The organism is Klebsiella sp. RCJ4, assembly GCF_009025755.1.
In the GTDB taxonomy this organism is placed as follows: domain Bacteria; phylum Pseudomonadota; class Gammaproteobacteria; order Enterobacterales; family Enterobacteriaceae; genus Klebsiella; species Klebsiella michiganensis.
In genome coordinates, this window is record NZ_WCIN01000025.1 from 1 (window position 1) to 25,733 (window position 25,733).

A 25,733-nucleotide genomic window follows, 5' to 3' on the forward strand; every position below is an offset into this window, starting at 1 on the left:
CCCCGGAGGCGATGCTGCGCATCTGTCCGGGCTACTGGCCCACAGACGGCGGTGAACCTGTAGCCCGGGAAAGGCGCGTCAAGCGCCGCCCCCGGGAGCAGAGGCTGCGTGGCTGAATTTCCCGGTGGCAACGCGAAAAAGGTGAGGGCTATACTCGCCACTCGCTCCTTTCTTCACCGTTCACCAGCAGCCTGCGTTTTTCCCCCGCCGGCAACGACACCTTCAGCGCTTTCCACGCCGGACGATAATCGCCGCGCGCGTTCACCTTCAGGTTGATGCTGGCGCTATCGCAAACCATTTCCCATTCTACCCACAGCGCATGGCCATTCTGATAGCCCCAGCTTTCGCCATCATCTTCAAACAGCAGGCCGCGACGGGTCCCCACGCCCTTCAGCGGGAAGAGTTTCAGCTCGCGGCAATCGTCTTTTTGCGCATCGACGTGGCGGATACGCTCGCTCAGCGGCAGGCCTGCTCCGGCGCGAACCAGCAGCGGCAGTTTTTCCAGCGGCGCATCAAGGACGATCCACTGGCCTCCCGCGAACCACTGGTGGCTATCAAAGTCGTACCAGCCGTCCTGATTGGCCGGCAGCCAGACGCGGCGCTGACGCTCACCGGGTTCGACGACGCTGGCGACCAGCAGATCGCGACCCAGCAGGAAGTCGTCGCATTCGGCAAACGTCTGCGGATCGCGTTCGTGATCGAGGAAGGTCGGACGCAGCATCGGTTCATCGTCGGCGTGAGCCTGCCACAGCAGCGTATAGAGGTACGGCAGCAGACGATAGCGCAGCTCAATGGCTGAACGGATAGCCGGCGTGACTTCCGGGTACATCCAGGCTTCGTTGACCGTCTGGTCGTCATTCCACGAGTGAATGGTAAAGCGCGGATGCATAACGCCGTTTTGTACCCAGCGCACGAACAGCTCCGGGTCCGGTTTATCGCCAGAGAAGCCGCCAACATCGTGTCCGACGTTGAACAGCCCGGAGAGGCTCATTCCCAGCCCCATGCGGGTGTTATAGCGCAGCGTATCCCAGTTGGTACGGTTATCGCCGCTCCAGGTCTGGACGTAGCGCTGCATCCCGGCGCAGCCGGAGCGAGAGATCAGGTACGGTCGTTTGTGCGGCGCAAAGCGCTGCTGAGCCTCCAGCGACGCGCGCATCATCAGCAGCGGCATGAGCGGGCGAATATGTTTAATGGCAATTTCCTCGCCAAACCCGTAACAGCGGGCTTCGCCGTCCCAGACTTCATACTCGTTATTATCGTTCCACGTGGAGTCGATACCCATCTCCAGCAGCTGGGTTGTCACGCCTTCCTGCCACCAGGCGACGGTCTGCGGGTTGGTAAAGTCAAGGTGCGACCCTTCGTCATCCCAGAAGCTGGAGCGCTCGGGAGCATCCGCCTGTGAATCGCGGATAAAAAGCCCGCGCTCCGCGACCTCGTTATAGCGCGGATGGTCCTGCAGCAGGCAGGGCTTAATATTGGCGGCGAGCTTCAGTCCGGCATCGTGGAAGGCCTGGCTCATCACCTTCGGCTGCGGCACCTTGTCGTTGTTCCAGTTAAAGACGTAGCGCTTGCCGTCAATCGAGGTATAGCCGGAAGAGAGCTGGAACGAATCGCACGGAATGGCGTGTTCATCACACAGGCGGATGAAGTTCATCAGCTGGTTTTGCGCATCCGGCGCGTCGGTGTAGTGCATCGTCGAACCGCTGTAGCCGAGACTCCATTTCGGTCCGAACAGCGTTTTGCCGGTCAGGCGTACGAACGCTTTGGTGATATCCAGTACCCGTTTGCCGGAAAAAAGATAGTAATCGATGTCGCCGGCTTCCGCCTGCCAGCGGCGATAGGCGGTATGGTAATTATCGATTTCGTTGCCGAGATCCAGCCAGCAGCTGCTCAGGTTGTCGTAAAACAGACCGTAGCTGACATCGCTACGCTGCGCGATGGTAAACGGAATATGTTTGTACAGCGGGTCGGTGCTCGCCGCGTTATAGCCCATGGCGTCGAGGTTACGCATCTCATAGCGCTTCCCGTTTCGCTGCAGATCGCCGGCTTTTTCGCCCAGACCGTAGAAGCGTTCGTCTTTGCGTCGGCTCAGGTAGTGGGCAACGCCGTCGCCGTGCGCATTCGCCAGGTAGGCGCTGGTGGGGCGGTCGTTAACCAGCGGCTGCCACTCGCCGGCCTCATCGCGATAGCTCCATTCCAGCCACAGCGGCTGGTGGACGGTGACGCGCAGCTGGTCGGTGGCGATGCTCAGGGTATCGCTATGCTCCGTGAGCTGCCAGGCGGGGAGGCTAAAGCCGCTCAAATCTTCGCGCGGGCGTCCTTCCCACGGCACGTCCTGCTGGGGAGCGATACTCCAGGTGCGATCCAGCGCCAGCTGGCCGTGCCGCTTTAGCAGCACGCGGAACATATTCTCTTCCAGCACGTACAGACACAGGGTGTGCTGGCCGTCTACGATCAGCTCAACGTGGTGGTCCAGCCGTTGGTGCAAAGTCCAGTTTTTCAAAGTCTTCATTTTTTACATCCACTCTCAGGCGCGTTTTGCGCGACGTTCAGCAATAAATGCCACCAGGAATACCGCGCCAATCAGGTCAAAGAACCCCATGGCGATAAATAGCGGGTTGAAGCCGATTTTGTCGGCGGTGACGCCAATCAGCAGCGAGAACAGAAAGCTGGCGATCCAGGCGGCGGAGCCGCGCATCCCGTTCACGGTCGCCATCTGTCCTTTATCGAACGACTCCACCACCAGCGCGCTGAGCATGCAGGAGATGATCTGGTGGCCGAAGCCGCCTATCGAAATCAGCACGATGGTGATATAGGGATCGCGGGTGATCGCCACGGTGGCGAGCGAAATCATCAGGAAGGCGCCGGTGACGGAGCTGGCGACCACTGAGTTCACCCGCGAACAGCCGAACCAGCGGGTATACAGTTTGGTCAGATAGCCGCTGGCGACGCTGCCGAGGTCGGCCGCCAGAAACGGCAGCCAGGCAAACATGGCGATTTGTTTTAAATCCATGCCGTGCTCTTTCGCCAGGTAGAGCGGTACCCAGAAGCTCAGCACCGCCCAGGCGGGCTCAGCCATAAAGGCCGGAATGGCGATACCGTAGAAGCGCTTGTTTTTCGATACGGTTTTCAGCGCGGTAAAGAAGGGCAGTTTGACCGGCGGCGTTTCATTGTCCTGCTGGATCAGCGCCAGCTCAGCTTTGCCGAGGTTAGGGTGTTTTTCCGGGTTATGATAGAACGCCCACCACAGTACGACCCACAGCAGCGCCAGCGCGCCGGTGAACATGAATGCCCCCTGCCAGCCGAACGAAGCGTGTGCGAAGTAGATAATCGGCGGCGCCAGCATGGCGCCCACGGAGAAGCCGACGCCCGCCCAGCCTGCCGCGATCGGCCGCTCGGATTTTGGAAACCACTCACCCAGCGTTTTGGCGTTGGCTGGCGTCGCCGCCGCCTCAGCGCCGCCCATGAAAAAGCGCAGAATCGCCAGGTGCAGCCAGCTCCCCGCCCCGGCATGGGCGATGCAGGCGATGGCCCACAGGGTGGCGCAGATCATAAAGCCGAGCTTGAGGCCAATAACGTCGATAAGCCAGCCGCAGAGCGGCTGGAAAATGGTGTACGCCAGCTGAAAAGCGCCGACTATCCATGAGTACTGTTCAGTGGTAATACCCAGGGAGGTTTTTAGTTCCGGGGCGATAATCCCCAACGAATTACGCGTGATGTAGTTAACGGTGACGCCGAGTAAAAACAGCACCAGCATCCACCAGCGCAGGTTCTTCACTATGCGGCGCGATTTACTGACCGCCATATCATTATTGAGGCCTTGGCTCATAGAACTCTCCACGAGACATGTAGTAGGGAAAATTGACCAACCCGCTTGCTGAGTTGTCGCAAAAATTTTCTATTTCGTTGTTTGTTAAGGTTGATGTCTCGACACTATTGGTTGACTAATCTCAAAGGTGTTGGACCAATTCAGGCTAAGGGAGAATGCGAGCGGGCAATAGCGACAATTCTGCAAATATTTTCATGGGACGATCCAGATCGCAGTATGACATCGCCAAATCGCTTAAAAATATTCACATTCTCAATATGAAAATTTTTTCATGAGCAAAGTAGAGCGCGATCACAAAATGGACAAAAAGCTGAAAGTGAGCGAAATCGCGGCGCGTACCGGGCTGTCGGTGAGCACGGTATCGCGGGTGCTGGCGGGAAAAGCAAATACCAGCGCCAGGGCTCGCCAGAGGGTACTGGATTGCGCCCGCGAGCTGGGCGTGATGGAGGGTATCGCCGCCGGGCGAATGCTGCTCAATAATCTGGTGGTCTTTGCCCCTCAGCGCGCTTTCGATGAACGCACGGATATTTACTACTATCGGGTGATTCAAAGCATCAATAGCGCCCTTATGCCGCATGAGGTACACCTGCGCTATTGCGCGCTGGAAGAGAACGACAGCGATGCCAATTTGTTTTTGCAGCGCATGCATGAAGCATCGACCCAGGCCGCGATTTTACTGGGTATCGACGATCCGCATATTCACGATCTGGCGGCCGATCTGGCGAAGCCCTGCGTGATGATTAACTGCCACGACGCGGGAATGCGTTTACCCTCCGTGGCGCCGGATCATCGGCTGATCGGCCAGTTCGCCGCCCGGTATCTGTTTGAGATGGGGCATCAGGCGATCATGAACGTGATGTGCCTGCGCCGCTATACCATGGAGCTGCGTCTGCTGGGCATTAAGCAGGCGTGGCGGGCGCGTAATCTCCGTTTCGTTGACGGCAGGGATTTACTCGCTGTGGCCAACTTCAGCGCCAGGGATACCGAGGAAAAAGTCGGGGAGTGGCTGGATCAGCGCGGCGATGGCCCGCTGCCGACGGCATTTCTGGTGGGCGGTGATTTTATGGCGGCAGGCACGATCGCCGCATTACAAAAACGCGGTTTGCGCGTCCCGCAGGATGTTTCCGTCATGAGCATCGACGGCTTTAACCTGGCGGCGATCCAGGATGTACCGCTAACCGCCGTCCACGTCCCACGCGATGAATTAGGGGTCGAAGCGGTACATTTATTACAGCAGAGACTGATCCGTCCCGATGCGCCGCACGGCGCGTTACTCCTGCATGGGACGCTGGCGGTACGCGATTCGGTGCGGCGGATACGCGCCGGTAACCGCCGTACCGCCGTTGAAGCGAAGGGGCTATATGATGATTAATTCGCCATCCCCAACGCGCGCTTACCGTGGATATTTAAGTCATCCAGCGTAAAGCGGCCTTCCCAGTCGCTTTCATAATCCTCGCGGGGGAAATCTCCCGGCGAAGCGCCGCGCGCCAGCGCCGCTTTGACCTTCTGCGCGTAGGCGAGGTTTTTCTCGCACATTGGCGCGGCGGGAATATACATCACGTTGCCCCAGCCCTGCTGATTTTCCACCGGCGCGACCGAGTGGATCACGTCGCAGTGCCACCATACCGAATCGCCCGCATTCAGCGCCGGAATAGAGCTTAAGGCTTTGATCAGCAGCGGGTGCCATTTTTCCGAAATCGGCAGCACCTTGCCCGGCGCGACGCCGCACAGCTCATCTTCCGGGACATCGTCGAGCAGCGGACGCAGCAGCACGTAAGCCATCGCTTCCGGGATCGGCACCACGTGCAGCAGACCCTGATCGGGGATCATATCGGAGAGCGCGGTCCATCCCTGGAAGGTGCGGAACACCGAGCATTTGGTGGTGTTGTCGACCGTATACTCTTCGACTTCGGTGCGGTGCGCCGCGTCCCACGGGTCGTAAGCATCAATGTTGCCGTTAAACACGTCGGCAAACACTTTCTGATAGGCCGGCAGCAGCCAGCGCTCCAGGGCGCCGGAATCGGTATGCGCCCCCAGACCTTTCGAGGTGGTTCCCGGCGGGCGGCGGCGAATGCGGTCCGGGTAAATGACGCTGACGTCCGGGTCGAACCACTGCTTGTCGTCGCGGTTAAAGGTCCACAGACGGTTGAGGAACGACTGCACGGCGGCCATTTCATCGCTCTGTCGCGCCTGCATCTGCGCCTGGGACCAGTAAATCGGATAGATTTCCGGGCGCGAAGCTTCCAGCGACCCGAAAAAGGTATCGCCGGGACCTTTATAAACGTCATCGAAATGGTTGCGGTCGAGATACTCGAGCATTGCGTTGTCCCACGCCAGCGCCTGTTCGCGAGAAAAATGGCCCTTGATAACGGCGCAGCCGCGACGCTTGATGAGCTCGCGCTGGGCTTCCGTGACCTGGCCCCGGGCAATATCGGCGAACGGGATCGTTGGCCAGACGTCCTGACCGCTGGCCTTAAGGGCGTCAATCTCTTCCAGACGCGCGGCGATACGCGCCGTCAGCCGATCGAACACCGCCTGCACGTCGCCAATTTGCGCCCGCAGCTCCTGTTTAATCCGGCGGATGGCCGCTTTGGGGTCGGCGGGTAAAGTTTCACAGGTATGGGTAACAGCCATAATGACCTCTCATCTTTCATTCGAAAGTAATTTATCTTACATATGATAATTTAAGTTAAAATTAAGTTAATGCAAGTTTAAAATTATGCGGAGGTGCACAAAACGGGAAGCCGGGGCGGTAAACCCCGGGTGTGGCGTTACTCGTTGAACGGGGCGGTGTGGTCGAGGACGGCCTGAATGACGTTCAGCGCGCCGTCGTGGTTGTTATCATCGGTGGCAAAACGCGACACCGCCTTGATGCTTTCGGCGGCGTTGGCCATCGCGAAAGAGTATTTCACCAGCTTGAGCATTTCCGTATCGTTAGCGCTGTCGCCAATGGCTACGCAGGCCTGCGGCGAGATGTTCCAGCGCTTAAGCAAGCGGCTTATACCGTTGGCTTTATGCAGGCCGGGGATAATCAAATCGACGAAGCCAAAGCCGCTGGTGACCGGCTTCATGATGCCGTCCAGCGAGACGTGCAGTTTGTCGATAAGCTGCGGGATTTCGCTATCCGGCAGGTTAAGGGAAAACTTAAACAGCGTGTCGTCGATGTCATGATAGCGGCTAATGCGCTGCAGGCGATGGTAGTGCTTTGACATCAGGGTGACGAACGCCTCGGGCGCGCGCTCGCTGACGTAAGCGCTCTCGAGGCCGCAGGCGACGAAGTTGAGCTGCGGGTCTTTCAGCAGTTCACCAATGACGACCTGGGATTCATGACGGGTGAGTTCGCCGTGGAACAGCTGTTGACCGCGTTCGTAAACCAGCGCGCCGTTCTCGGCAACAAAGGAGATTTGGTCACGGATTTCCGGGAAAAAAGAGATCAGCTGGTAGTACTGGTTGCCGCTGGCGACCACGAACTCAATACCCTGCTGCTGGAGTTGCGCGAACTGCGCGAGAAAACGCGAGCGGTCATACTGCTTGGCGTCATTGAGAAAAGTTCCGTCCATATCGGTGACGATAACTTTAACGGTCATAACACATGCTCCTGGCTTAACTTCGACCAGTAACATTCTAATTACAATGTGATGGGGAGCACAAATTTATTTCGAATGAAAGTTTGCGTTCACCTCTGTGCAGCATAAAACCCCGGATTGCGGCGTAAACGCCTTACCCGAACTACCGGCCCGTAAACGGCTTCGAACCTGTAGCCCGGCTAAGCGTAGCGCAAGCCGGGGAATGTGACTTACAGCGTATGCTCGGTACGGGCGATAATATCGTCCTGTGCATCCGGCGACAGGGCGGTAAAGAACGCCGAGTAACCGGCCACCCGGACCACTAAATCACGATACTGGTCTGGGTGTTTCTTCGCTTCCAGCAGCGTCTCGCGCGACACGATGTTGTACTGAATATGCCAGCCTTTATGCACCTCGAAGAAAGTGCGCAGCAGCACCATCAGTTTTTGCTTATCGGATTCGTTCTCCAGCGTGGCCGGGTTCAGCTTCTGGTTAAGCAGTACGCCGCCGAGGATTGAGCCGGTCGGCAGTTTGCCCACCGAGCTGATTACCGCGGTCGGCCCGAGATGGTCGGTACCGGAGGCCGGGCTGGCCCCTTCCGCCAGCGGCGAGTGCGCTTTACGGCCATCCGGCGTCGCCATGGTCTGCGCGCCAAACGGCACGTTGGCGGAAATGGACGAGGTGCCGGCGTAGTAGTTGCCGCCGATCGGGCCGCGACCGTAGCGCGGGTTATGATACAGCTTCAGCTCGTCGATATAGGTCTGGTAGGCGCGAGCCAGCAGCATATCCACGCTGTCTTCATCGTTGCCGTATTTCGGCGCGCCGTTGATTAAGCGCTGGCGCAGCTGCTCGTGGGTCAGGCCTTCGAAGTCTTCAGCCAGCGCCTTTGCCAGCTCCTGCTGACCAATAACGCCCTGATCGAACACCAGCTTCTTCACCGCCGCCAGGCTGTTGCCGAGGTTAGCGATGCCGACCTGCAGACCGGATACCCAGTCATACTTCGCGCCGCCCTGCTTGATGCTCTTCGCGCGCTCGATGCAGTCATCGACCAGCGCCGAGCAGAGAATATCGTGCACGTTCTCTTCCAGCATGGTGTCGACCACGTACTCAATCTCGATAGATTTGCGCGTGTAGTAGCGGATCTGCGTATCCCAGTCGGCCAGAACCTGTTCAAAGTTGTCGAAGTTGCCTTTTGACAGCGCATGTTCCTGCGGCAGGAAAACCTGGCCGCTGGTGGCGTCGCGGCCGCCTTCCAGGGTTGCCAGCATGACGCGGGCAAAGTTGATAAAGCTCATCCCGGTGCAGCGATAGCCCCATTTACCGCCGACGGCGGTTTCGATGCAGCCGATAGCGGCATAGTCGTACGCGTCCTGCGGCTCAATCCCCAGCTTGATAAATTCCGGGATGACGATTTCATCGTTGTTGAACGCCGGCATGCCGAAGCCGCAGCGGATCACCTGCACGCAGGCGTCGAGGAAGTCGTTGCTCATGCCCGCGTGATAGCGCACGCTGAGGTTAGGTTGAGTCGAACGCAGCCGACCGCAGGATTCCAGGATGGCGTAGGAGAGCGGGTTCACCGCGTCCTGCGCGTTGCCGTCCACCAGATTCTGGCCGCCGATGGTGACGTTCTGGTACAGCGGGCTACCGGCGGAAGCCTTAGAGTGCGAGCCGGAGCGAATTTTGTTCACTTCCAGCAGCTTCAGCCAGCAGCAGTGCAGCAGTTCGATGGCGTGTTCGCGATCCAATGATTGTGCCAGCTCAATGTCGCGGCGATAGTAAGGGTAGAGATACTGGTCCATACGGCCGAAAGAGACCGAGTGACCGTTGGATTCGATCTGCAGAATCAGCTGGATGAAATAGCACAGCTGCAGCGCCTGCCAGAAGGTTTTCGGCGGCTCGTGGGCGATAATATCGCAGTTTTCGGCTATCGCCAGCAGCTCGTCGCGGCGGGATTCGCGGCTCTCCGTCGCGGCCATGCTGCGCGCCAGCCCGGCATAGCGCTTACAGTGGTCGCTGACCGCTTCCAGCACGATATCAATGGCTTTAAGGAACTGCTCGCCGTGCAGATCTTCCAGCACTGTCAGGTTAATGCGCGAACGGCGCTCGGCGACTTTCGCCCGCATGCCGTCGAGGCCTTTTTCCAGCAGCAGCGGATAGTTAACCGCAAGGTGAGCGTCGCCGGAGGTCATATTGCCTTCGGCTTTGATAATGCCGGTCGCCAGCAGCGCTTTTTGCTCGTCGGTAAACATGCCGTAGCAGCGATCCTGTACGGTTTGACCGCGCCACCACGGGCACACTTCGTGGAGCACGCGTTTGTTCTCTTCGCTAACGGCAAACCCGGCGCCGGGGCGATCGGCGAGGTCGTCGATCTCTTTTTCGATCCAGCTAACGGTGTATTCCGGGAAGATAGGCGCCGCGCGAACTTCGCTGGCCTGGTTGCCGACGATCAGTTCATCGTGCTTAATCCAGATCGTGCGTTCCGCCAGGTGATGAGCCAGCGCCAGCGCGCGGCGTACCGGGATCGGCTTATCCAGGTGCTGCTGATAGGCTTCGGTATAGTGCAGGGCGCGCTCGGTACAAACCGGCGGCTTAACGATATGCACCAGCGCCATTTTATGCGCCTGAATGCGCGGGCTCAGAGTGTCCAGTTTCAACGTTGTCATAAGGTTATCCTCGTAGAGTCGCCGTTAAACCTTTGCTCTGAGCATAGCGCTGCGCGAAGGCGAGCAGCTCGGGTGCAGCAAGCGGTTTATCCGGAGCGGTATAGGGCTGACTGAGTAATTGGTATTTATTCATGCCTAAGGTGTGGTAAGGCAGGAAGTGGATCTCGCCAACCTGTAAACGGTCAGCGGCAAAATCGGTAATGGCGGCAATATCGCTTTCGTTGGCGTTAAAGCCCTGGATCAGCGGCACGCGAATGATGATTTTCTTTCCGGCCTGCGCGACGCGCTGCAGGTTATCCAGCACCCGGCGAGCGCTGCCGTCCGTCCACTGCTGAAAAATCGCTTCGTTGACGTGCTTGAGGTCGGCGAGAAACAGGTCGATAAACGGCAAAGCGGGTTCGACGTATTTCCACGGCACGTGCAGGCAGGTTTCGACCGCGGTGTGGATCCCCGCGTTGTGGCTGGCCTCAAACAGCTGTCGGGCCAGTTCGGGATTCATAAACGGCTCGCCGCCGGAAAGCGTGACGCCGCCGCCGCTGCGGTCGTAAAACGGTTTGTCGCGCAGCACCGTGGCCATAATCTCGTCGACGCTTTTCTCTTCGCCGCACACGGTTAATGCCGTGGTCGGGCAGCAGTCGCGCAATTTGCCGATATGCGCATCGGTGAGCTTTTCGCGGTGGATAATCAGACCGTCCAGCTTGCGGGTAATCACCTCCGGCGCAGCCTGCTGGCAGAGGTCGCAGCCGTCCAGGCAAAGGCGGGCGTCATACAGCAAATCCGCCGTGCGGGCGCGGCTTTCCGGATTCTGGCACCAGCGGCAGCCCAGCGAACACCCTTTGAGGAAGACAACAGTGCGGATCCCCGGGCCGTCATGGGTTGAATAACGCTGAATGTTGAAGATCATGATTCACCCTCTTATTTGCATATGAAGATTAAATTACTTTCGAATGAAAGCTGCATTGATATAAATCAACAAGCATAAAGAGGAAGGAGAATGAAGGTTAAAATGCCGCTGCGGGTCACAAAACATCCGGCGACAGCGCCGCCGGAAAAGGGTCAGGGCGTACCGCACACCTCGCAGTGAGGGTTACGCGGCAGCCTCATTTCACGGAACTGGCAGCGCATGGCGTCGTACATGACGATTTTTCCCGTTGCCGGGCTGCCGTAGCGGGCCAGCAGCTTAATCGCTTCCATCGCCTGCAGCGAACCGATGGTGCCGACCAGCGGCGCCATGACGCCGGCTTCGACGCAGGTGAGGGCGTTTTCGCCAAACAGGCGGCTCAGGCAGCGGTAGCAGGGTTCATCTTCCTGATACGTAAAGACGCTGATTTGCCCTTCCATGCGAATCGCCGCGCCGGAGACCAGCGGCGTTTTATGGCGGAAACATCCGGCGTTGAGCTGGTTACGGATCGCGACGTTGTCGGTACAGTCGAGCACCAGATCGTGGGCGGCGATTTGCTCCGCCAGCGCCTCGTCTTCCAGCCGCGCGTTGAGCGCCGTGAGCTGAACGTGGGGATTAATCCGCGCCAGCGCGGCGCGGGCGGAGTCGACCTTCGGCTGGCCGATGGTGTCGTCGCTGTGCAGCGTCTGGCGCTGAAGGTTGGAGAGCGAGACGGTGTCGAAATCGAGCAGGGTTAGCAGGCCCACGCCTGCCGCCGCCAGATACTGCGCGGCGGCGCAGCCCAGCCCACCGAGGCCGACGACCAGCACGCGGGAGGCTTTCAGCTGCTCCTGACCGTCAAAATCGAAATCGCGGAGAATAATCTGCCGGTTATAGCGCAGCATCTCCGCATCGCTCAGCTCCACGCCCATTACAGCCCTCCGAACAGATGATTAAACGGCTCGACTTCCACCCATTCGCCCGCTTCCACGTTGCCGCGCTCGCGTTCGAGAACGATAAAGCAGTTGCCGAGGCTGAATGAACTGAAGATATGCGAGCCCTGGTGACCGGTGCTGCTAACCACCAGCTCGCCGTCCGGACCGCGCTGCAGCACGCCGCGCTGAAAATCGAGGCGGCCCGGCGATTTCTTCAGGCCGGAGGCGGCGCGAACGCGCAGGCGCATCGGCTGAGCTTGCCCGACGTTGCCGGACAGCTTCGCCAGCAGCGGCTGAACCAATTGGTAGAAGGTCAGCGTTGCGGAAACCGGGTTGCCGGGCAGGCCGCAGAACCAGCTGTGGTTGAGCTTGCCGAAAGCGAAAGGTTTACCCGGCTTAATCGCCAGCTTCCAGAAGCCGATTTCCCCCAGCTCTTCGAGGATCGCTTTGGTGTAGTCCGCCTCGCCGACGGAAACGCCGCCGGAGCTAATCACCACGTCGGCCTGCTGGTCAGCCTGAATAAAGGCTTCACGCAGTTTAGCCGGGTCGTCGGGAATAATGCCGAGGTTAATGACCTCGCAGCCCAGCTCCTGCAGCATCAGGTGCACCGCCAGGCGGTTGGTATCGTAAATTTGCCCGTCGGCCAGCGGCTGGCCCGGCAGCTGGAGCTCATCGCCGGTGGAGAAGACTGCCACCCGCACTTTACGTACCACCTCAACCTCGGCAATCCCCAGCGAGGCGATGACCGGCAGCTCGGCGGCGGTCAGGCGGGTACCTGCGGGGAAGACGACCGCGCCGTGGGCGATGTCTTCGCCAAGACGACGAATATTCTGCCCGTTTTTCACCGGGGCGAGGAAGCGGATACCCTCATCGGTTTGTTCGGCCTGCTCCTGCATCACCACCGCGTCGCAGCCTTCCGGCACCGGCGCGCCGGTCATAATGCGGATACAGGTGCCCGCGGGCCAGACGCCGTCAAAGGGTTGACCGGCGAAGGCCTTGCCGGCCACCGGCAGCGCTGCGCCGTCGGTGAGATCCGCCAGGCGCACGGCGTAGCCGTCCATCGCCGAGTTATCAAAACCGGGAACGTTAAGCGGCGAAACGAGATCATGGGCGGTCACGCGCGAAAAGGCCTGCAACAGCGGTACGGTATCCGTCGCATTCAGCGGCGTAATACGAGTGAGCATCTGGGTCAGGGCTGTGTCGAGCGGCATCAGTCCGGCGGTAAAATCCATGGGTTTCTCCTGCGGGCAAACATCGAAAACGCCTATTATGGCAGAAAAGAGAGACGGGCTATAACCCATCTGGCGACAAGCTTTACATCACCGTCCGCTCTTTCTATATTCAAAAATTGTATAGGACAGTCAGCACGATAATGATATTTATACACTTTATCGTTAAGGAATGGCGCAATGGGTAAGGCGGTTATAGCAATTCACGGCGGGGCCGGGGCGATTAGCCGCGCGCAGATGACGCCGGCGCGCGAGCGGGAGTACGTGGCGGCGCTGTCGGCGATTGTCGATAGTGGACAAAAAATGCTGGCTGCCGGGGCCAGCGCGCTGGATACGGTAACCGAAGCGGTCCGGCTGCTGGAGGAGTGCCCGTTATTTAACGCCGGTATTGGCTCCGTATTTACCCGCGATACCCGCCATGAGCTCGATGCCTGCGTGATGGATGGTTACAGCTTACAGGCGGGGGCCGTGGCCGGGGTTCAGCATTTACGCAATCCGGTGCTGGCGGCGCGGCTGGTGCTGGAGCAAAGCCCGCACGTGCTGTTGATTGGCGAGGGGGCGGAAGCGTTTGCTGCTTCCCGCGGTATGGCGCGGGTCGATAACAGCCTGTTTTCGACTTCCGAGCGTTTGCTGCAGCTGCGTCAGGCGCAGGAGGGCGACGATATTGTGCTCGATCACCACGCCGCGCCGCTGGATGAGCGGCACAAAATGGGCACCGTCGGCGCGGTCGCGATGGATCTGGCGGGCAACCTCGCGGCGGCGACCTCCACCGGCGGCATGACCAATAAGCTACCGGGACGCGTCGGCGACAGCCCGCTGCCCGGTGCGGGCTGCTATGCCAATAACGCCAGCGTCGCCGTTTCCTGTACCGGTACCGGCGAAGTGTTTATACGTACGCTCGCGGCCTACGATATTTCGGCGCTGATGGAGTATAGCCAGCTCAGCCTGCAGGAGGCCTGCGAAAGGGTGGTGATGGAGAAACTTCCGGCGCTGGGCGGCAGCGGCGGCCTGATCGCCATCGACAGAGAAGGCAACGTGGCGCTGCCGTTTAATAGCGAAGGCATGTACCGGGCCTGGTGTTATGCGGGCGATACGCCCACGATTGGTATTTATCGCGAATAAGAGGAAAGGGCGTTGCCGCATAGTCAAGAAATCGATGCCGATGATGTTCTGCAGGTGCGCGGCCTGAACGTCGTGTTCAATCAGCAGCAGCAGGCTTTTTCCGCCGTCCGCGACCTGTCGTTTACCCTGCGGCGCGGCGAGACGCTGGCGATTGTCGGCGAGTCCGGCTCCGGGAAGTCGGTGACGTCCCTGGCGCTGATGCGCCTGCTCGACCAGGCGGTCAGCGAAGTGCGCAGCGATGCGCTGCTGCTGCGTCGTCGCAGCCGGCAGGTGATTGAGCTGAGCGAACAGTCTGAAACCGAGATGCGCGGCGTGCGCGGCGCGGATATGGCGATGATCTTCCAGGAGCCGATGACGTCACTGAATCCGGTCTTCACCATCGGTGAACAGATTGCCGAATCTATCCGCTTACACCAGGGGCTGAAGCATGATGAGGCCCTGCGCGAAGCGAAGAAAATGCTCGATCAGGTGCGCATTCCGGAAGCGGAAGCCATGCTCTCGCGCTATCCGCATCAGCTTTCCGGCGGGATGCGTCAGCGGGTGATGATCGCCATGGCGCTCTCCTGCCGACCGGCTGTGCTGATTGCCGATGAACCGACCACCGCGCTGGACGTGACTATTCAGGCGCAGATTTTACAGCTGATCGCCGTCCTGCAAAAAGAGATGGCGATGGGCGTTATCTTTATTACCCACGATATGGGCGTGGTTGCCGATATCGCCGACCGCGTGCTGGTGATGTATCGCGGCGAAGCGGTGGAAACCGGCAGCGTGGAGGAGATTTTCCGCGCCCCGAAGCACCCGTATACTCAGGCGCTGCTGGCCGCGGTGCCGCGGCTGGGGGCAATGCGCGGCACTTCACTGCCGCGCCGCTTCCCGCTGTTAAACCAGAGCCCGTCGCCGGAGGGGCAGAACACCGTTGTGCCCGGGGAACCGATCCTGAAAGTTCGCGATCTGGTGGCGCGCTTCCCGCTGCGCAGCGGCATCCTCAACCGCATTACCCGCGAGGTGCATGCGGTCGAAAAGGTCAGCTTTGATTTATGGCCCGGCGAAACCCTGAGCCTGGTGGGGGAGTCCGGCTGCGGTAAATCAACGACCGGCCGGGCGCTGCTGCGGCTGGTGGAAACTCAGGGCGGCAGCATCACCTTCAACGGCCAGCGGATTGATACGCTGACGGACAGTAAGCTTCAGGCGCTGCGCCGCGATATCCAGTTTATCTTTCAGGACCCCTACGCTTCCCTCGACCCACGGCAAACGGTGGGCTATTCGATTATGGAACCGCTGCGCGTGCATCGGCTGCTGGAGGGCGATGCCGCTCGTGAGCGGGTCAGCTGGCTGCTGGAACGCGTCGGGCTGGAGCCGGAGCATGCGTGGCGCTATCCGCACGAGTTTTCCGGCGGCCAGCGGCAGCGCATCTGTATTGCCCGCGCGCTGGCGCTCAATCCGAAAGTGGTGATTGCCGATGAGTCGGTATCGGCGCTTGATGTGTCGATTCGTGCGCAAATTATCAATCTGATGCTCGATCTACAGCGTGAGATGGGTATCGCATTTCTGTTTATCTCCCATGACATGGCGGTGGTTGAGCGCATCAGCCACCGCGTGGCGGTGATGTATCGCGGGCGCATTGTCGAGATCGGCCCGCGCCGCGCCGTGTTTGAAAACCCGCAGCACCCCTATACCCGTAAACTGATGGCCGCCGTTCCGGTGGCCGATCCTGCGCATCGTCGTCCGCAGCGCGTGCTGCTCTCAGACGAGCTGCCGGGCAACATCTTCAAGCGGGGCGAAGAGGGGATCAGTACGCCATTACAGCAGGTGGGACCGGGGCACTTTGTTGCCAGAGAGCCCGCCGCCGACGTGCTGGCGCGCTAACAACGACACCAATAATGCAGCATTTCAGGAGAACAACATGACTCAACGCGTTTCAGGAAAATGGCTGTTGGCGCTGGGCGTCGCTTCGGCGCTGACAGCGGCTCCGGCCTTTGCCGCAAAAGATGTGGTGGTGGCGGTCGGCTCTAACTTTACGACCCTCGACCCGTATGATGCTAACGACACGCTGTCGCAGGCCGTCGCGAAGTCGTTCTATCAGGGGCTGTTCGGCCTTGATAAAGAGATGAAATTGCAAAACGTGCTGGCGGAAAGCTATACCGTTTCCCCGGACGGCCTGGTGTATACCATTAAGCTGCATCCGGGGGTGAAGTTCCAGGACGGAACCGAGTTCAATGCCGAAGCGGTTAAGGCGAACCTCGATCGCGCCAGCAATCCGGAAAATCATCTCAAGCGCTATAACCTGTATAAAAATATCGCCAGCACCGAGGCTGTTGACCCGACAACGGTGAAAATCACCCTCAAACAACCTTTCTCTGCGTTTATCAATATTCTGGCCCACCCGGCGACGGCGATGATTTCTCCGGCGGCGCTGAAGAAATATGGTAAAGAGATTGGTTTCCATCCGGTTGGCACCGGCCCGTACCAGCTCGACACCTGGAATCAGACCGACTTCGTTAAAGTGAAGAAGTTCGCTGGTTACTGGCAGCCGGGGCTGCCGAAGCTGGACTCCATCACCTGGCGCCCGGTCGTGGATAACAATACCCGCGCGGCGATGCTGCAGACCGGCGAAGCGCAGTTTGCGTTCCCGATCCCTTACGAGCAGGCGCCGCTGCTGGCGAAAAACAGCAAGCTGGAGCTGGTGGCCAGCCCGTCGATCATGCAGCGCTATATCAGCATGAACGTGACGCAGAAGCCGTTTGATAACCCCAAAGTGCGCGAGGCGATTAACTACGCCATTAACCGTCAGGCGCTGGTAAAAGTCGCCTTTGCGGGCTATGCCACCCCGGCGACCGGCGTGGTGCCGCCGTCAATTGCCTACGCTGAAAGCTACAGCGCCTGGCCGTACGATCCGGCGAAGGCCCGCGAGCTACTGAAAGAGGCGGGCTATCCGAATGGATTTAGCACCACGCTGTGGTCGTCGCACAACCACAGTACGGCGCAGAAAGTGCTGCAGTTTACCCAGCAGCAGCTGGCGCAGGTGGGCATTAAGGCGCAGCTGACGGCGATGGATGCGGGCCAGCGCGCGGCGGAAGTGGAAGGTAAAGGGCAGAAAGAGAGCGGCGTACGCATGTTCTATACCGGCTGGTCGGCGTCGACCGGAGAAGCGGACTGGGCGCTGTCGCCGCTGTTCGCGTCGCAGAACTGGCCGCCGACCCTGTTCAATACGGCTTTCTATAGCAATCCCCAGGTGGATAAAGACCTCAACGACGCGCTGAAAACCACCGATGCGCAGGAAAAAACGCGGCTGTATAAAGACGCGCAGGATACTATCTGGAAAGAGTCGCCGTGGGTGCCGCTGGTGGTAGAGAAACTGGTCTCGGCGCACAGTAAAAATCTGACCGGATTCTATATCCAGCCGGATACCGGATTTAGCTTTGAACAGGCGGATCTTAAGTAGATAGCTGCGGGTCCCCGGGCGCAGGCTGCGGGGACTTCGCGCAAGGAGAAGCATGCTCAATTATGTGATTAAACGCCTGCTGGGGCTGATCCCCACGCTGCTGATTGTGGCGGTGCTGGTGTTTCTGTTCGTGCATATGCTGCCCGGGGACCCGGCGCGGCTGATTGCCGGACCGGAAGCCGATGCTCAGGTGGTGGGAATGGTGCGCCAGCAGCTGGGGCTCGATCGGCCGCTGCACGTGCAGTTCTGGCACTATATCAGCAATATTGTGCAAGGGGATTTCGGTACCTCGATGGCCTCGCGTCGCCCGGTAAGCAGCGAAATCGCCAGCCGTTTCATGCCCACGTTCTGGTTAACGCTCGCCAGCATGAGCTGGGCGGTGATCTTCGGTATGGCGGCGGGGATCGTGGCGGCAGTCTGGCGCAACCGCTGGCCGGATCGCCTGGGAATGGCGCTGGCGGTCACCGGCATCTCGTTCCCGGCGTTCGCGCTCGGCATGCTGCTGATGCAGGTCTTTTCCGTTGAGCTGGGCTGGCTGCCGACGGTGGGCGCCGACAGCTGGCGCCACTATATTCTGCCTTCGCTGACCCTGGGCGCGGCGGTGGCGGCGGTGATGGCGCGCTTTACCCGCGCCTCGTTCGTCGATGTCCTGCATGAAGATTACATGCGTACCGCGCGGGCGAAAGGCGTCAGCGAAACGCTGGTGGTGCTCAAGCACGGCCTGCGTAACGCGATGATTCCTGTCGTCACCATGATGGGCCTGCAGTTCGGTTTTTTGCTCGGCGGTTCAATCGTGGTGGAGAAGGTCTTTAACTGGCCAGGCCTCGGGCGTCTGCTGGTGGACTCGGTGGAGATGCGCGACTATCCGGTGATTCAGGCGGAAGTCCTCCTGTTTTCGCTGGAGTTTATTCTTATTAATTTAGTGGTGGACGTGCTGTATGCCGCCATTAATCCGGCTATCAGGTACAAGTAAGGTGCGATTGCTCAACTGGAGAAGACAAGCGGCTATCAACGCGATGCCGGGGATTAAACCCGGGCAGATACGTACCCCGTGGCACGAGTTCTGGCGGCGGTTTCGCGGTCAGCCGGTGGCGATGGGGGCGGGGGTATTTGTTCTGCTGCTGATTGCGGTGGCGATCGTGGCGCCGTGGATTGCGCCGTTCGACGCGGAAAACTATTTTGATTACGACCGGCTCAACGACGGCCCGTCAATGATGCACTGGTTCGGCGTGGATTCGCTGGGGCGGGATATCTTTAGTCGGGTGCTGGTCGGCGCGCAGATCTCGCTGGCCGCCGGGGTACTGGCGGTATTCATCGGCGCGGCCATCGGCACCGTACTTGGGCTACTGGCCGGGTATTACGAAGGCTGGTGGGATCGCATCATTATGCGTATCTGCGACGTGCTGTTCGCTTTCCCGGGGATTTTGCTGGCCATTGCGGTCGTGGCGGTAATGGGGAGCGGGATGTCGAACGTCATCATCGCGGTGGCGATCTTTTCGATCCCGGCTTTTGCGCGTCTGGTGCGCGGCAATACCCTGGTGCTTAAGCAGCAGACCTTTATTGAGTCGGCGCGCAGCATCGGCGCCAGCGATGCTACCATCCTGTTTAATCATATATTGCCCGGAACGGTATCATCGATAGTGGTCTACTTTACGATGCGTATCGGGGTGTCGATTATCTCCGCTGCCAGCCTGTCATTTCTGGGGCTTGGCGCGCAGCCGCCGACGCCGGAGTGGGGGGCGATGCTGAACGAGGCGCGGGCGGATATGGTGATGGCGCCGCACGTGGCGCTGTTCCCGGCAATCGCGATTTTTCTGACGGTGCTGGCGTTTAATCTGCTGGGTGACGGCCTGCGCGATGCGCTGGATCCGAGGATAAAAGGGTAGGCGTTCGAGGATTGTGCAGCCCGGACAGGTGTCCGGGAAAGCACTCCGCACGTTAATCCTGTGCGGTTTTGTCGCCCGGATAAGGCGCGCGAGCGCCTTCATCCGGGATAGGTTAAGCGGCCGGAATTAAACCCGGCTGCCCCACAGATCGTATTCGTCGGCGTGTTCGACTTTCACCCGCACAACGTCGCCCGGTTTGACTTTACTCTCACCGTTCAGGTAGACCGCGCCGTCGATTTCCGGCGCATCGGCCATGCTGCGGCCAATTGCCCCTTCTTCATCCACTTCGTCGATCAGCACCATAATTTCACGACCGACTTTCTCCTGCAGGCGCTCGGCGGAGATCTGCTGCTGCAGCTGCATAAAGCGGTTCCAGCGCTCTTCTTTCACCTCTTCCGGCACCTGATCCGCCAGTTCGTTGGCGGTCGCGCCTTCCACCGGGCTGTACTTGAAGCAGCCGACGCGGTCGAGGCGGGCTTCTTTCAGGAAGTCGAGCAGCATCTGGAAATCGTCTTCCGTTTCACCCGGGAAGCCGACGATAAAGGTCGAGCGCAGGGTGAGTTCCGGGCAGACTTCGCGCCACTGCTTGATGCGCGCCAGCTGGCGGTCGGCGGAGCCCGGACGCTTCATCATCTTGAGAATACGCGGGCTGGCGTGCTGCAGCGGAATATCGAGGTAGGGCAGAATTTTGCCTTCCGCCATCAGCGGGATCACATCATCGACGTGCGGGTACGGATAGACGTAGTGCAGGCGCACCCAGATACCGAGCTTCGCCAGCTCTTCGCACAGGCTAACCATACTGGTTTTGACCGGCATACCGTTGTGGAAACCGCTGCGATGTTTGACGTCAACGCCGTAGGCGGAGGTGTCCTGAGAGATCACCAGCAGCTCTTTGACGCCGGCGTCGGCCAGGCGTTTGGCTTCCGCCAGCACTTCGCCAATCGGACGGCTGACCAGATCGCCGCGCATTGACGGGATGATGCAGAAGGTGCAGCGATGGTTGCAGCCTTCGGAAATTTTTAAGTAAGCGTAATGACGCGGCGTCAGCTTCACGCCCTGTTCCGGCACCAGGCTGAGGAACGGGTTGTGTTTAGGCTTCGGCGCGTAGTGGTGGACGTGTTCCAGCACCTGTTCATAGCTGTGCGGGCCGGTAATTTCCAGCACCTTCGGATGCACTTCGCGGATCTGATCTTCTTTTGCGCCCAGGCAGCCGGTGACGATCACTTTGCCGTTTTCTTTCAACGCTTCGCCAATCGCTTCCAGCGACTCCTGCACGGCGCTATCGATAAAGCCGCAGGTGTTAACGATAACCATATCAGCGTTATCGTAGGAGGGAACCACGTCATATCCTTCGGTACGCAGTTCAGTCAGGATACGTTCTGAGTCCACGAGGTTTTTCGGGCAGCCCAGAGAGACAAAGCCGATCTTCGGCTGAGGGGTGACATTGCTCATAGCTTAAAAAGTGTTCAATTATTGGGATGGTCAGGGCAGGGATTCTACAGAGATCGGCGGAAAGTTTATACTCCTTTTCTTGTTAGCCTGGCGATGTCCGTGTTTCTTTTTATCGGGATGATTATCCAGATTGTTAATCAAAATAAGGGAGTTATTCATCTTTTATCTTGCAACCCGGGGAAGTCGGTTTAGAGCTGGTTTAACCTGAAGCGGTAAAATAGCCGCTGCTTTCAGTCTTTATTTTTATCAGGTTTCCCATGTTTAAAAAATTGGGTGGTTTCGTCTGCGCGCTGGCCATGATTGGCGCGACGCCCGTTTATGCCAACGAGATGGCGTTATATTCGGTCAATACCGGTTCCTTTGTTTATCACATGACCGGCAATCACGGTCAATATAACGAAAAATTCAATAACCAATTTTTTTCCGTTGAGCGCAAGCTGTCAGCGGATTCAAAGTACAGCCTGTTGGCCGGCACTATGAAGAATAGCTTTGCCGACCGCTGCCTCTCGCTAGGGGCGAGAAGAGACTGGTACGCGGGGGCAAGCGGCTGGACGTTCAAGGGCGTCTATGCCTATACCGGCGAGTTTTTCTTTAAAGCCTTTCGCGATTGCGGGGATTCAGGCACCTATCGAACGGCGAAGAAAATCACCGGCGTCGGTTTCTCTCCCTATATTTATCATGGCCTGCAGTACAATTTTACCGATTATTTCGGCGTGGAAACGGGCATTATCGTCCCGGCCATATTTGTGATGAGCGTGCAGTGGAGCTTCCGCTAATTCGCCCGAAAGAGGCTTCCGGGCGAATTTTGATTAATGGCTTTGCGCAACGCCAGCGCCTGGCGCAGCCCCCGGCGCGGTCGGTTCTCTATTGTCGCGCAGCGTAAATACCGAGATCAGCGTAAACAGCCCGGCGATGCCGCCCAGAATATAATAGGTATGCGCGAAGCCGATGGTGTCGTACAAATACCCGGCCAGCGGCGAGTAAATCGCGGTGGCGATGGAGGCGACGAACAGCACCAGCAGGTAGACCGTCGAGGAGAGCTTGTTGTCGAAGTTGGCGGCGATAAATTTAAACACCGACACAAGAATCAGCGGTTTTTCCAGCGCATGCATCATTTTGACCGCGCCGATCCACACCGGGCCCAGCGGAATCGCGGAGCCGACGATACGCACCGACATGATTAGTCCGGCGATGATCAGCGCCCATTTCGCGCCGGTGCGGTTCACGAACCACGGCATCAGGCATAAAAACAGCGTCTCGCCGCATACCTGAATGGAGGCCAAAATGCCGTACCAGCGATTGCCTTCTTCCGGCGTCGGGAACTGCAGAGAAAAGTACTGGGCAAACTGCTGATCGTAGGTGTCGTAGATTTGCGTGACGAACAGGGTAAAGATCAGCAGCATCCAGAACTGGCCGTTCTTCGCCAGCTCCAGGGCATGCGAAACTTTCAGCGCGCTGGTTTTCTGCATTTCCGCTTCGGTCAGCTCGATTTTGGTCAGCATAAAACAGAGCGCGGCAATCACAATGGCGATACTCGCCAGCCAGAAGGCGAGGTTCGGATTGCTGTCGATATACTTGCCGACGATCCACGCGGCGGCGGCCCAGCCTAACGATCCCCACATTCTTACCCGGCCATATTCGAACTGGTAGCGCCGCGAAATTTTATCAATATACGAATCAATCACCCCGCAGCCGGAGTTAAAAATCATCCCCAGGTATACCCCGCCAAGCAGCGCACCCAGCCAGAAGCTGTGCACCAGCAGCGGCGCGTACAAATAAATAAAGAACGGGCCTACCGGTAGCAGCATGGCGACCAGGATCCAGATCAGCCGCTTTTTCAGGCCGAACTTATCGGAAATAAAGCCGAAGAAGGGCTGCATCAGCAGGGCAATAAAGGCGTTGACCGAGTAGAGCAGGCCGGTTTTCGTTGCGCTAATCCCGAGGTGCTGAGTCGTCCAGATCACAAAGAACGCCATGGTCGAGGACCAGGCGAAGAGGTAGAGGAAATCGAAAAGACTCAACAAGATATAGTTTCTTTTGCCGGGCGTCATCATTTCAGTTCCTTCAAGCGATAGAGATAAAGGTTACAAACAGGATCGATATGCCTGCCGTTCTTATTAAATGTTATACGTAATACATTTTATTTGATGATATGACACCCGGCGGCATTTTCTGGCAACGTGAATTGCGCTAATTTGTGATCATTACTGCAATAAATGATTTTATATCCCAGGGTTGGAATTTTAACTTTTATGAGAACGTATAACATTTTTGGCTTTCAGGAGATGATGTCGCAGGTGGGGATTTTAAGCTTCGTTGTAACATTGTAAAGGATGTTAATGACCTGAGAATTATTGATCTGCCTCATCGTTTTGTACAAAAAATGACCATATTATGATTGTGGTAAAGGACGACAGAGGAGGAACCGCGATGAGCGTTGACAGACTATATCGTAACCTGATGAATAAGCTGATTAATGCCAACATTGATCTCGATGCTTATTTACAGCTGCGTAAAGCAAAAGGCTATATGTCAGTCAGCGAAAACGACCATCTACGTGATAACTTGTTTGAACTGTGCCATGAAATGCGTCAACACGCGCCGCGCCTGCAGCACGTCGTTGCGCCGGAGGAAAAGGATGCCCTGAGGCTGGCGGGCGAAGCCGTCGCTTCCGCGGCGGTGTGCCTGCTGAGCGGACATCATGACTGCCCGTCCTACATCGCTGTCGACGTAGATAAGCTGGAAAGCTGCCTGGCGGTATTGCGGCTAAATATTCATAAATTGAATGATTCCAAGCCCATTACTCATGCCTGAGATCGGGGGGAGCCTGCTCCCCCCGATTAATGTTATGTAAAAATTCCTTCCCGTTTTCCCACGCTGGCTACCCTTATCGCATTGCTGACAAAAGGAGTATGCCATGCGCCAGACCATTACCCTGATGATAGCCCTTACCGCACTGTTGCTGCCTGCGGCTGCCCTTGCCGCCCGGGAGCGCGTAGAGGTACTGCAGAACCAGCTTGAACACCCGTGGGCGCTGGCCTTTCTTCCGGACGATCGGGGCATTCTGATGACCCTGCGCGGCGGCGAGCTCCGGCTGTGGCAGCGGGATAAAGGCCTCGCGCCTGCGATCTCGGGCGTACCGCAGGTCTGGGCCAACGGGCAGGGGGGGCTGCTTGACGTGGCGCTGGCCCCGGATTTCGCCCAGTCGCGCCGGGTCTGGCTAAGCTACGCCGAAGGCGGGAGTGACGACAAGGCCGGGACCGTCGTAGGCTACGGCCGACTGAGCGAGGATCTCCAGCGCCTGGAAAACTTCCAGGTGGTTTTCCGCCAGCAGCCGAAGCTTTCAACCGGCAACCATTTTGGCGGGCGGCTGGTGTTCGACGGCCGCGGTTATTTGTTTATCGGTCTCGGGGAGAATAACCAGCGTTCGACCGCTCAGGATCTCGATAAGCTGCAGGGAAAAGTGGTGCGGCTAACGGCTGATGGCAAGGTCCCGGAGGATAATCCTTTTGTCGGCCAGGCTGGCGTCAGGCCGGAAATCTGGTCTTACGGTATTCGCAACCCCCAGGGGATGGCGATGAACCCGTGGAGCGATACGCTGTGGTTAAATGAACACGGCCCGCGCGGCGGGGATGAGATCAACCTGGTGCAAAAAGGGAAAAACTACGGCTGGCCGCTGGCGACGCACGGCATTAACTATAGCGGCCTGCCGATCCCGGAGGCCAAAGGCAAAACGCTGGAGGGAACCGAAGCGCCGCTGTTTGTCTGGGCGAAGTCGCCAGCGGTGAGCGGTATGGCGTTTTACAACGCGCCGACCTTCCCGCAGTGGCAGCACAGGCTCTTTATCGGCGCGCTGAAGGATACGTCGCTGATTGTCCTCAAGGTTGACGGCAATAAGGTGACGGAACAGGAGCGGATTATGGGCGATCGCGGTAAACGTATCCGCGATGTGCGCGTTGGACCCGATGGCTATCTGTATGTCTTAACCGACGAATCCAACGGCGAGCTGCTGAGGGTGAGCCCGGCGGGCTAATATCAGGTGACCGGGATCATCACCACGTTGCGCCAGGCCTGGCGCTGGTTAATCTGCTGATACCAGCGCTGCAGGTGCGGGCGCGGTTGCCAGGTTTTCACGGTCTCCAGCAGGTTATAAATGAACGGCGCGACGGCGATGTCGCCGAGGCCGAAGGCGTCGCCTGATAGCCACTGACGGCGCGACAGTTCGTCATCGAGAATGGCGAACAGGGTCTCGCAGATGGCAATACCGGCTTCAATCGCGGCGGGGTCGCGTTTTTCAGGCGGGGTTCTCACCAGCCCCATTAAAATCGGCCGATGGGCCGGCGAGAGCGAACCGTTGGCCCAGTCCATCCATTTCTCTCCCTGAGCGCGTTCGGCGGGCGACTCCACCCACAGGCGATCCTGACCATACTGCGCGGCCAGATAGCGGATAATGGTGTTGGATTCCCAGAGCACGATATCGGTCGTCTCATCTTTCAATAGCGGTACCAGCCCATTGGGATTCATGGCCAGATAGGCCGGATCGTGATTCAGACCGAACTCCAGGCCTGCCAGAATTTGCTGATACGGGAGGTCGAGTTCTTCCAGCACCCAGCGCACTTTCTTCACATTGGTCGAGTTATTTCTGCCCCACAGCGTAATCATATCCGCTCCTGCTTTTTATTTCGCCGCCGTTGCGGCGTAGTGAGCATTCATGTTGGAATAAAGTTAA

General features: G+C 58.5%; 20 protein-coding genes. 9 read left to right on the top strand and 11 right to left on the bottom strand.

Going from position 1 to position 25,733, the window contains the following annotated elements; all coding sequences use genetic code 11:
* Nucleotides 1-148 precede the first annotated feature (148 nt).
* Together F8562_RS08055 and F8562_RS08060 are read right to left on the bottom strand one after the other, a co-directional pair.
* Nucleotides 149-2,512 carry a TIM-barrel domain-containing protein gene (locus tag F8562_RS08055; RefSeq protein ID WP_014837880.1) on the bottom strand — a complete coding sequence of 788 codons (2,364 nt, stop codon included), beginning with the start codon at nucleotides 2,510-2,512 and terminating at the stop codon, nucleotides 149-151.
* A gap of 15 nt (nucleotides 2,513-2,527) precedes the next feature.
* On the bottom strand, nucleotides 2,528-3,829 hold the full coding sequence (locus tag F8562_RS08060; RefSeq protein WP_014837881.1) for an MFS transporter: 1,302 nt from the start codon (nucleotides 3,827-3,829) through the stop codon (nucleotides 2,528-2,530).
* A gap of 271 nt (nucleotides 3,830-4,100) precedes the next feature.
* Between F8562_RS08060 and F8562_RS08065 the strand changes: the two genes are divergently transcribed.
* Nucleotides 4,101-5,201 (top strand): LacI family DNA-binding transcriptional regulator, encoded by a 1,101-nt coding sequence (locus tag F8562_RS08065; protein ID WP_014837883.1) that lies wholly within the window; start codon nucleotides 4,101-4,103, stop codon nucleotides 5,199-5,201.
* Here F8562_RS08065 and F8562_RS08070 read toward each other — a convergent pair.
* The 6 genes from F8562_RS08070 to moeA all read right to left on the bottom strand — a co-directional run bounded on the left by F8562_RS08070 (nucleotide 5,198) and on the right by moeA (nucleotide 13,105).
* Nucleotides 5,198-6,463, bottom strand: coding sequence for a DUF1479 domain-containing protein (locus F8562_RS08070; RefSeq protein WP_014837884.1), 1,266 nt, complete (start codon nucleotides 6,461-6,463; stop codon nucleotides 5,198-5,200). The two genes, F8562_RS08065 and F8562_RS08070, sit on opposite strands and share 4 nt — an antisense overlap.
* A 137-nt stretch (nucleotides 6,464-6,600) precedes the next feature.
* Nucleotides 6,601-7,416, bottom strand: coding sequence for a Cof-type HAD-IIB family hydrolase (locus F8562_RS08075; protein WP_014228526.1), 816 nt, complete (start codon nucleotides 7,414-7,416; stop codon nucleotides 6,601-6,603).
* Nucleotides 7,417-7,625: 209 nt separating this feature from the next.
* A complete protein-coding gene (locus F8562_RS08080) occupies nucleotides 7,626-10,058 on the bottom strand; it encodes a formate C-acetyltransferase/glycerol dehydratase family glycyl radical enzyme (RefSeq protein WP_014837885.1) in 2,433 nt (810 codons plus the stop codon).
* A gap of 4 nt (nucleotides 10,059-10,062) precedes the next feature.
* The gene (locus F8562_RS08085) at nucleotides 10,063-10,962 is read right to left on the bottom strand and encodes a glycyl-radical enzyme activating protein (protein ID WP_014837886.1); all 900 of its coding nucleotides are present in this window, start codon (nucleotides 10,960-10,962) and stop codon (nucleotides 10,063-10,065) included.
* Between the two features lie 152 nt (nucleotides 10,963-11,114).
* Nucleotides 11,115-11,870 carry a molybdopterin-synthase adenylyltransferase MoeB gene (moeB, locus tag F8562_RS08090; RefSeq protein ID WP_014837887.1) on the bottom strand — a complete coding sequence of 252 codons (756 nt, stop codon included), beginning with the start codon at nucleotides 11,868-11,870 and terminating at the stop codon, nucleotides 11,115-11,117.
* Nucleotides 11,870-13,105: a molybdopterin molybdotransferase MoeA gene (gene moeA, locus F8562_RS08095; protein ID WP_014837888.1), complete on the bottom strand. Its 1,236-nt coding sequence runs from the start codon at nucleotides 13,103-13,105 to the stop codon at nucleotides 11,870-11,872. Before moeA ends, moeB begins: the two co-directional genes overlap by 1 nt.
* A 177-nt stretch (nucleotides 13,106-13,282) precedes the next feature.
* Here moeA and iaaA point away from each other — a divergent pair, with 177 nt between their 5' ends.
* The 5 genes from iaaA to gsiD are packed head-to-tail and all read left to right on the top strand — an operon-like array spanning nucleotide 13,283 to nucleotide 19,552.
* Entirely contained in the window at nucleotides 13,283-14,224 is a 942-nt protein-coding gene (iaaA, locus tag F8562_RS08105; protein WP_014837889.1) for a beta-aspartyl-peptidase, read from the top strand.
* Nucleotides 14,225-14,236: 12 nt separating this feature from the next.
* Nucleotides 14,237-16,090, top strand: coding sequence for a glutathione ABC transporter ATP-binding protein GsiA (gene gsiA / locus F8562_RS08110; protein WP_014837890.1), 1,854 nt, complete (start codon nucleotides 14,237-14,239; stop codon nucleotides 16,088-16,090).
* Nucleotides 16,091-16,127: 37 nt separating this feature from the next.
* A complete protein-coding gene (gene gsiB, locus F8562_RS08115; RefSeq protein WP_004849160.1) occupies nucleotides 16,128-17,666 on the top strand; it encodes a glutathione ABC transporter substrate-binding protein GsiB in 1,539 nt (512 codons plus the stop codon).
* A 52-nt stretch (nucleotides 17,667-17,718) separates the two neighbouring features.
* Entirely contained in the window at nucleotides 17,719-18,639 is a 921-nt protein-coding gene (gsiC, locus tag F8562_RS08120) for a glutathione ABC transporter permease GsiC (protein ID WP_009653824.1), read from the top strand.
* Between the two features lies 1 nt (nucleotide 18,640).
* Nucleotides 18,641-19,552, top strand: a complete 912-nt coding sequence (gene gsiD / locus F8562_RS08125; protein ID WP_009653837.1) for a glutathione ABC transporter permease GsiD — start codon at nucleotides 18,641-18,643, stop codon at nucleotides 19,550-19,552.
* Between the two features lie 126 nt (nucleotides 19,553-19,678).
* Here the strand turns inward: gsiD and rimO are convergent, their stop codons facing one another.
* The gene (gene rimO / locus F8562_RS08130; protein WP_009653812.1) at nucleotides 19,679-21,004 is read right to left on the bottom strand and encodes a 30S ribosomal protein S12 methylthiotransferase RimO; all 1,326 of its coding nucleotides are present in this window, start codon (nucleotides 21,002-21,004) and stop codon (nucleotides 19,679-19,681) included.
* Between the two features lie 296 nt (nucleotides 21,005-21,300).
* Here rimO and F8562_RS08135 point away from each other — a divergent pair, with 296 nt between their 5' ends.
* Nucleotides 21,301-21,780, top strand: coding sequence for a hypothetical protein (locus F8562_RS08135; protein ID WP_161506334.1), 480 nt, complete (start codon nucleotides 21,301-21,303; stop codon nucleotides 21,778-21,780).
* A 33-nt stretch (nucleotides 21,781-21,813) separates the two neighbouring features.
* Here F8562_RS08135 and F8562_RS08140 read toward each other — a convergent pair whose 3' ends face one another.
* On the bottom strand, nucleotides 21,814-23,055 hold the full coding sequence (locus tag F8562_RS08140) for an oligosaccharide MFS transporter (RefSeq protein WP_032694906.1): 1,242 nt from the start codon (nucleotides 23,053-23,055) through the stop codon (nucleotides 21,814-21,816).
* Nucleotides 23,056-23,434: 379 nt separating this feature from the next.
* On the opposite strand from F8562_RS08140, the gene bssR reads away from it, so the two are divergent.
* Entirely contained in the window at nucleotides 23,435-23,818 is a 384-nt protein-coding gene (gene bssR / locus F8562_RS08145; protein WP_004849210.1) for a biofilm formation regulator BssR, read from the top strand.
* A gap of 103 nt (nucleotides 23,819-23,921) precedes the next feature.
* Entirely contained in the window at nucleotides 23,922-25,037 is a 1,116-nt protein-coding gene (locus F8562_RS08150; RefSeq protein WP_014837892.1) for a PQQ-dependent sugar dehydrogenase, read from the top strand.
* Between the two features lie 2 nt (nucleotides 25,038-25,039).
* Here the strand turns inward: F8562_RS08150 and F8562_RS08155 are convergent, their stop codons facing one another.
* Nucleotides 25,040-25,666 carry a glutathione S-transferase family protein gene (locus F8562_RS08155; protein ID WP_151891896.1) on the bottom strand — a complete coding sequence of 209 codons (627 nt, stop codon included), beginning with the start codon at nucleotides 25,664-25,666 and terminating at the stop codon, nucleotides 25,040-25,042.
* Nucleotides 25,667-25,733: the final 67 nt, after the last annotated feature.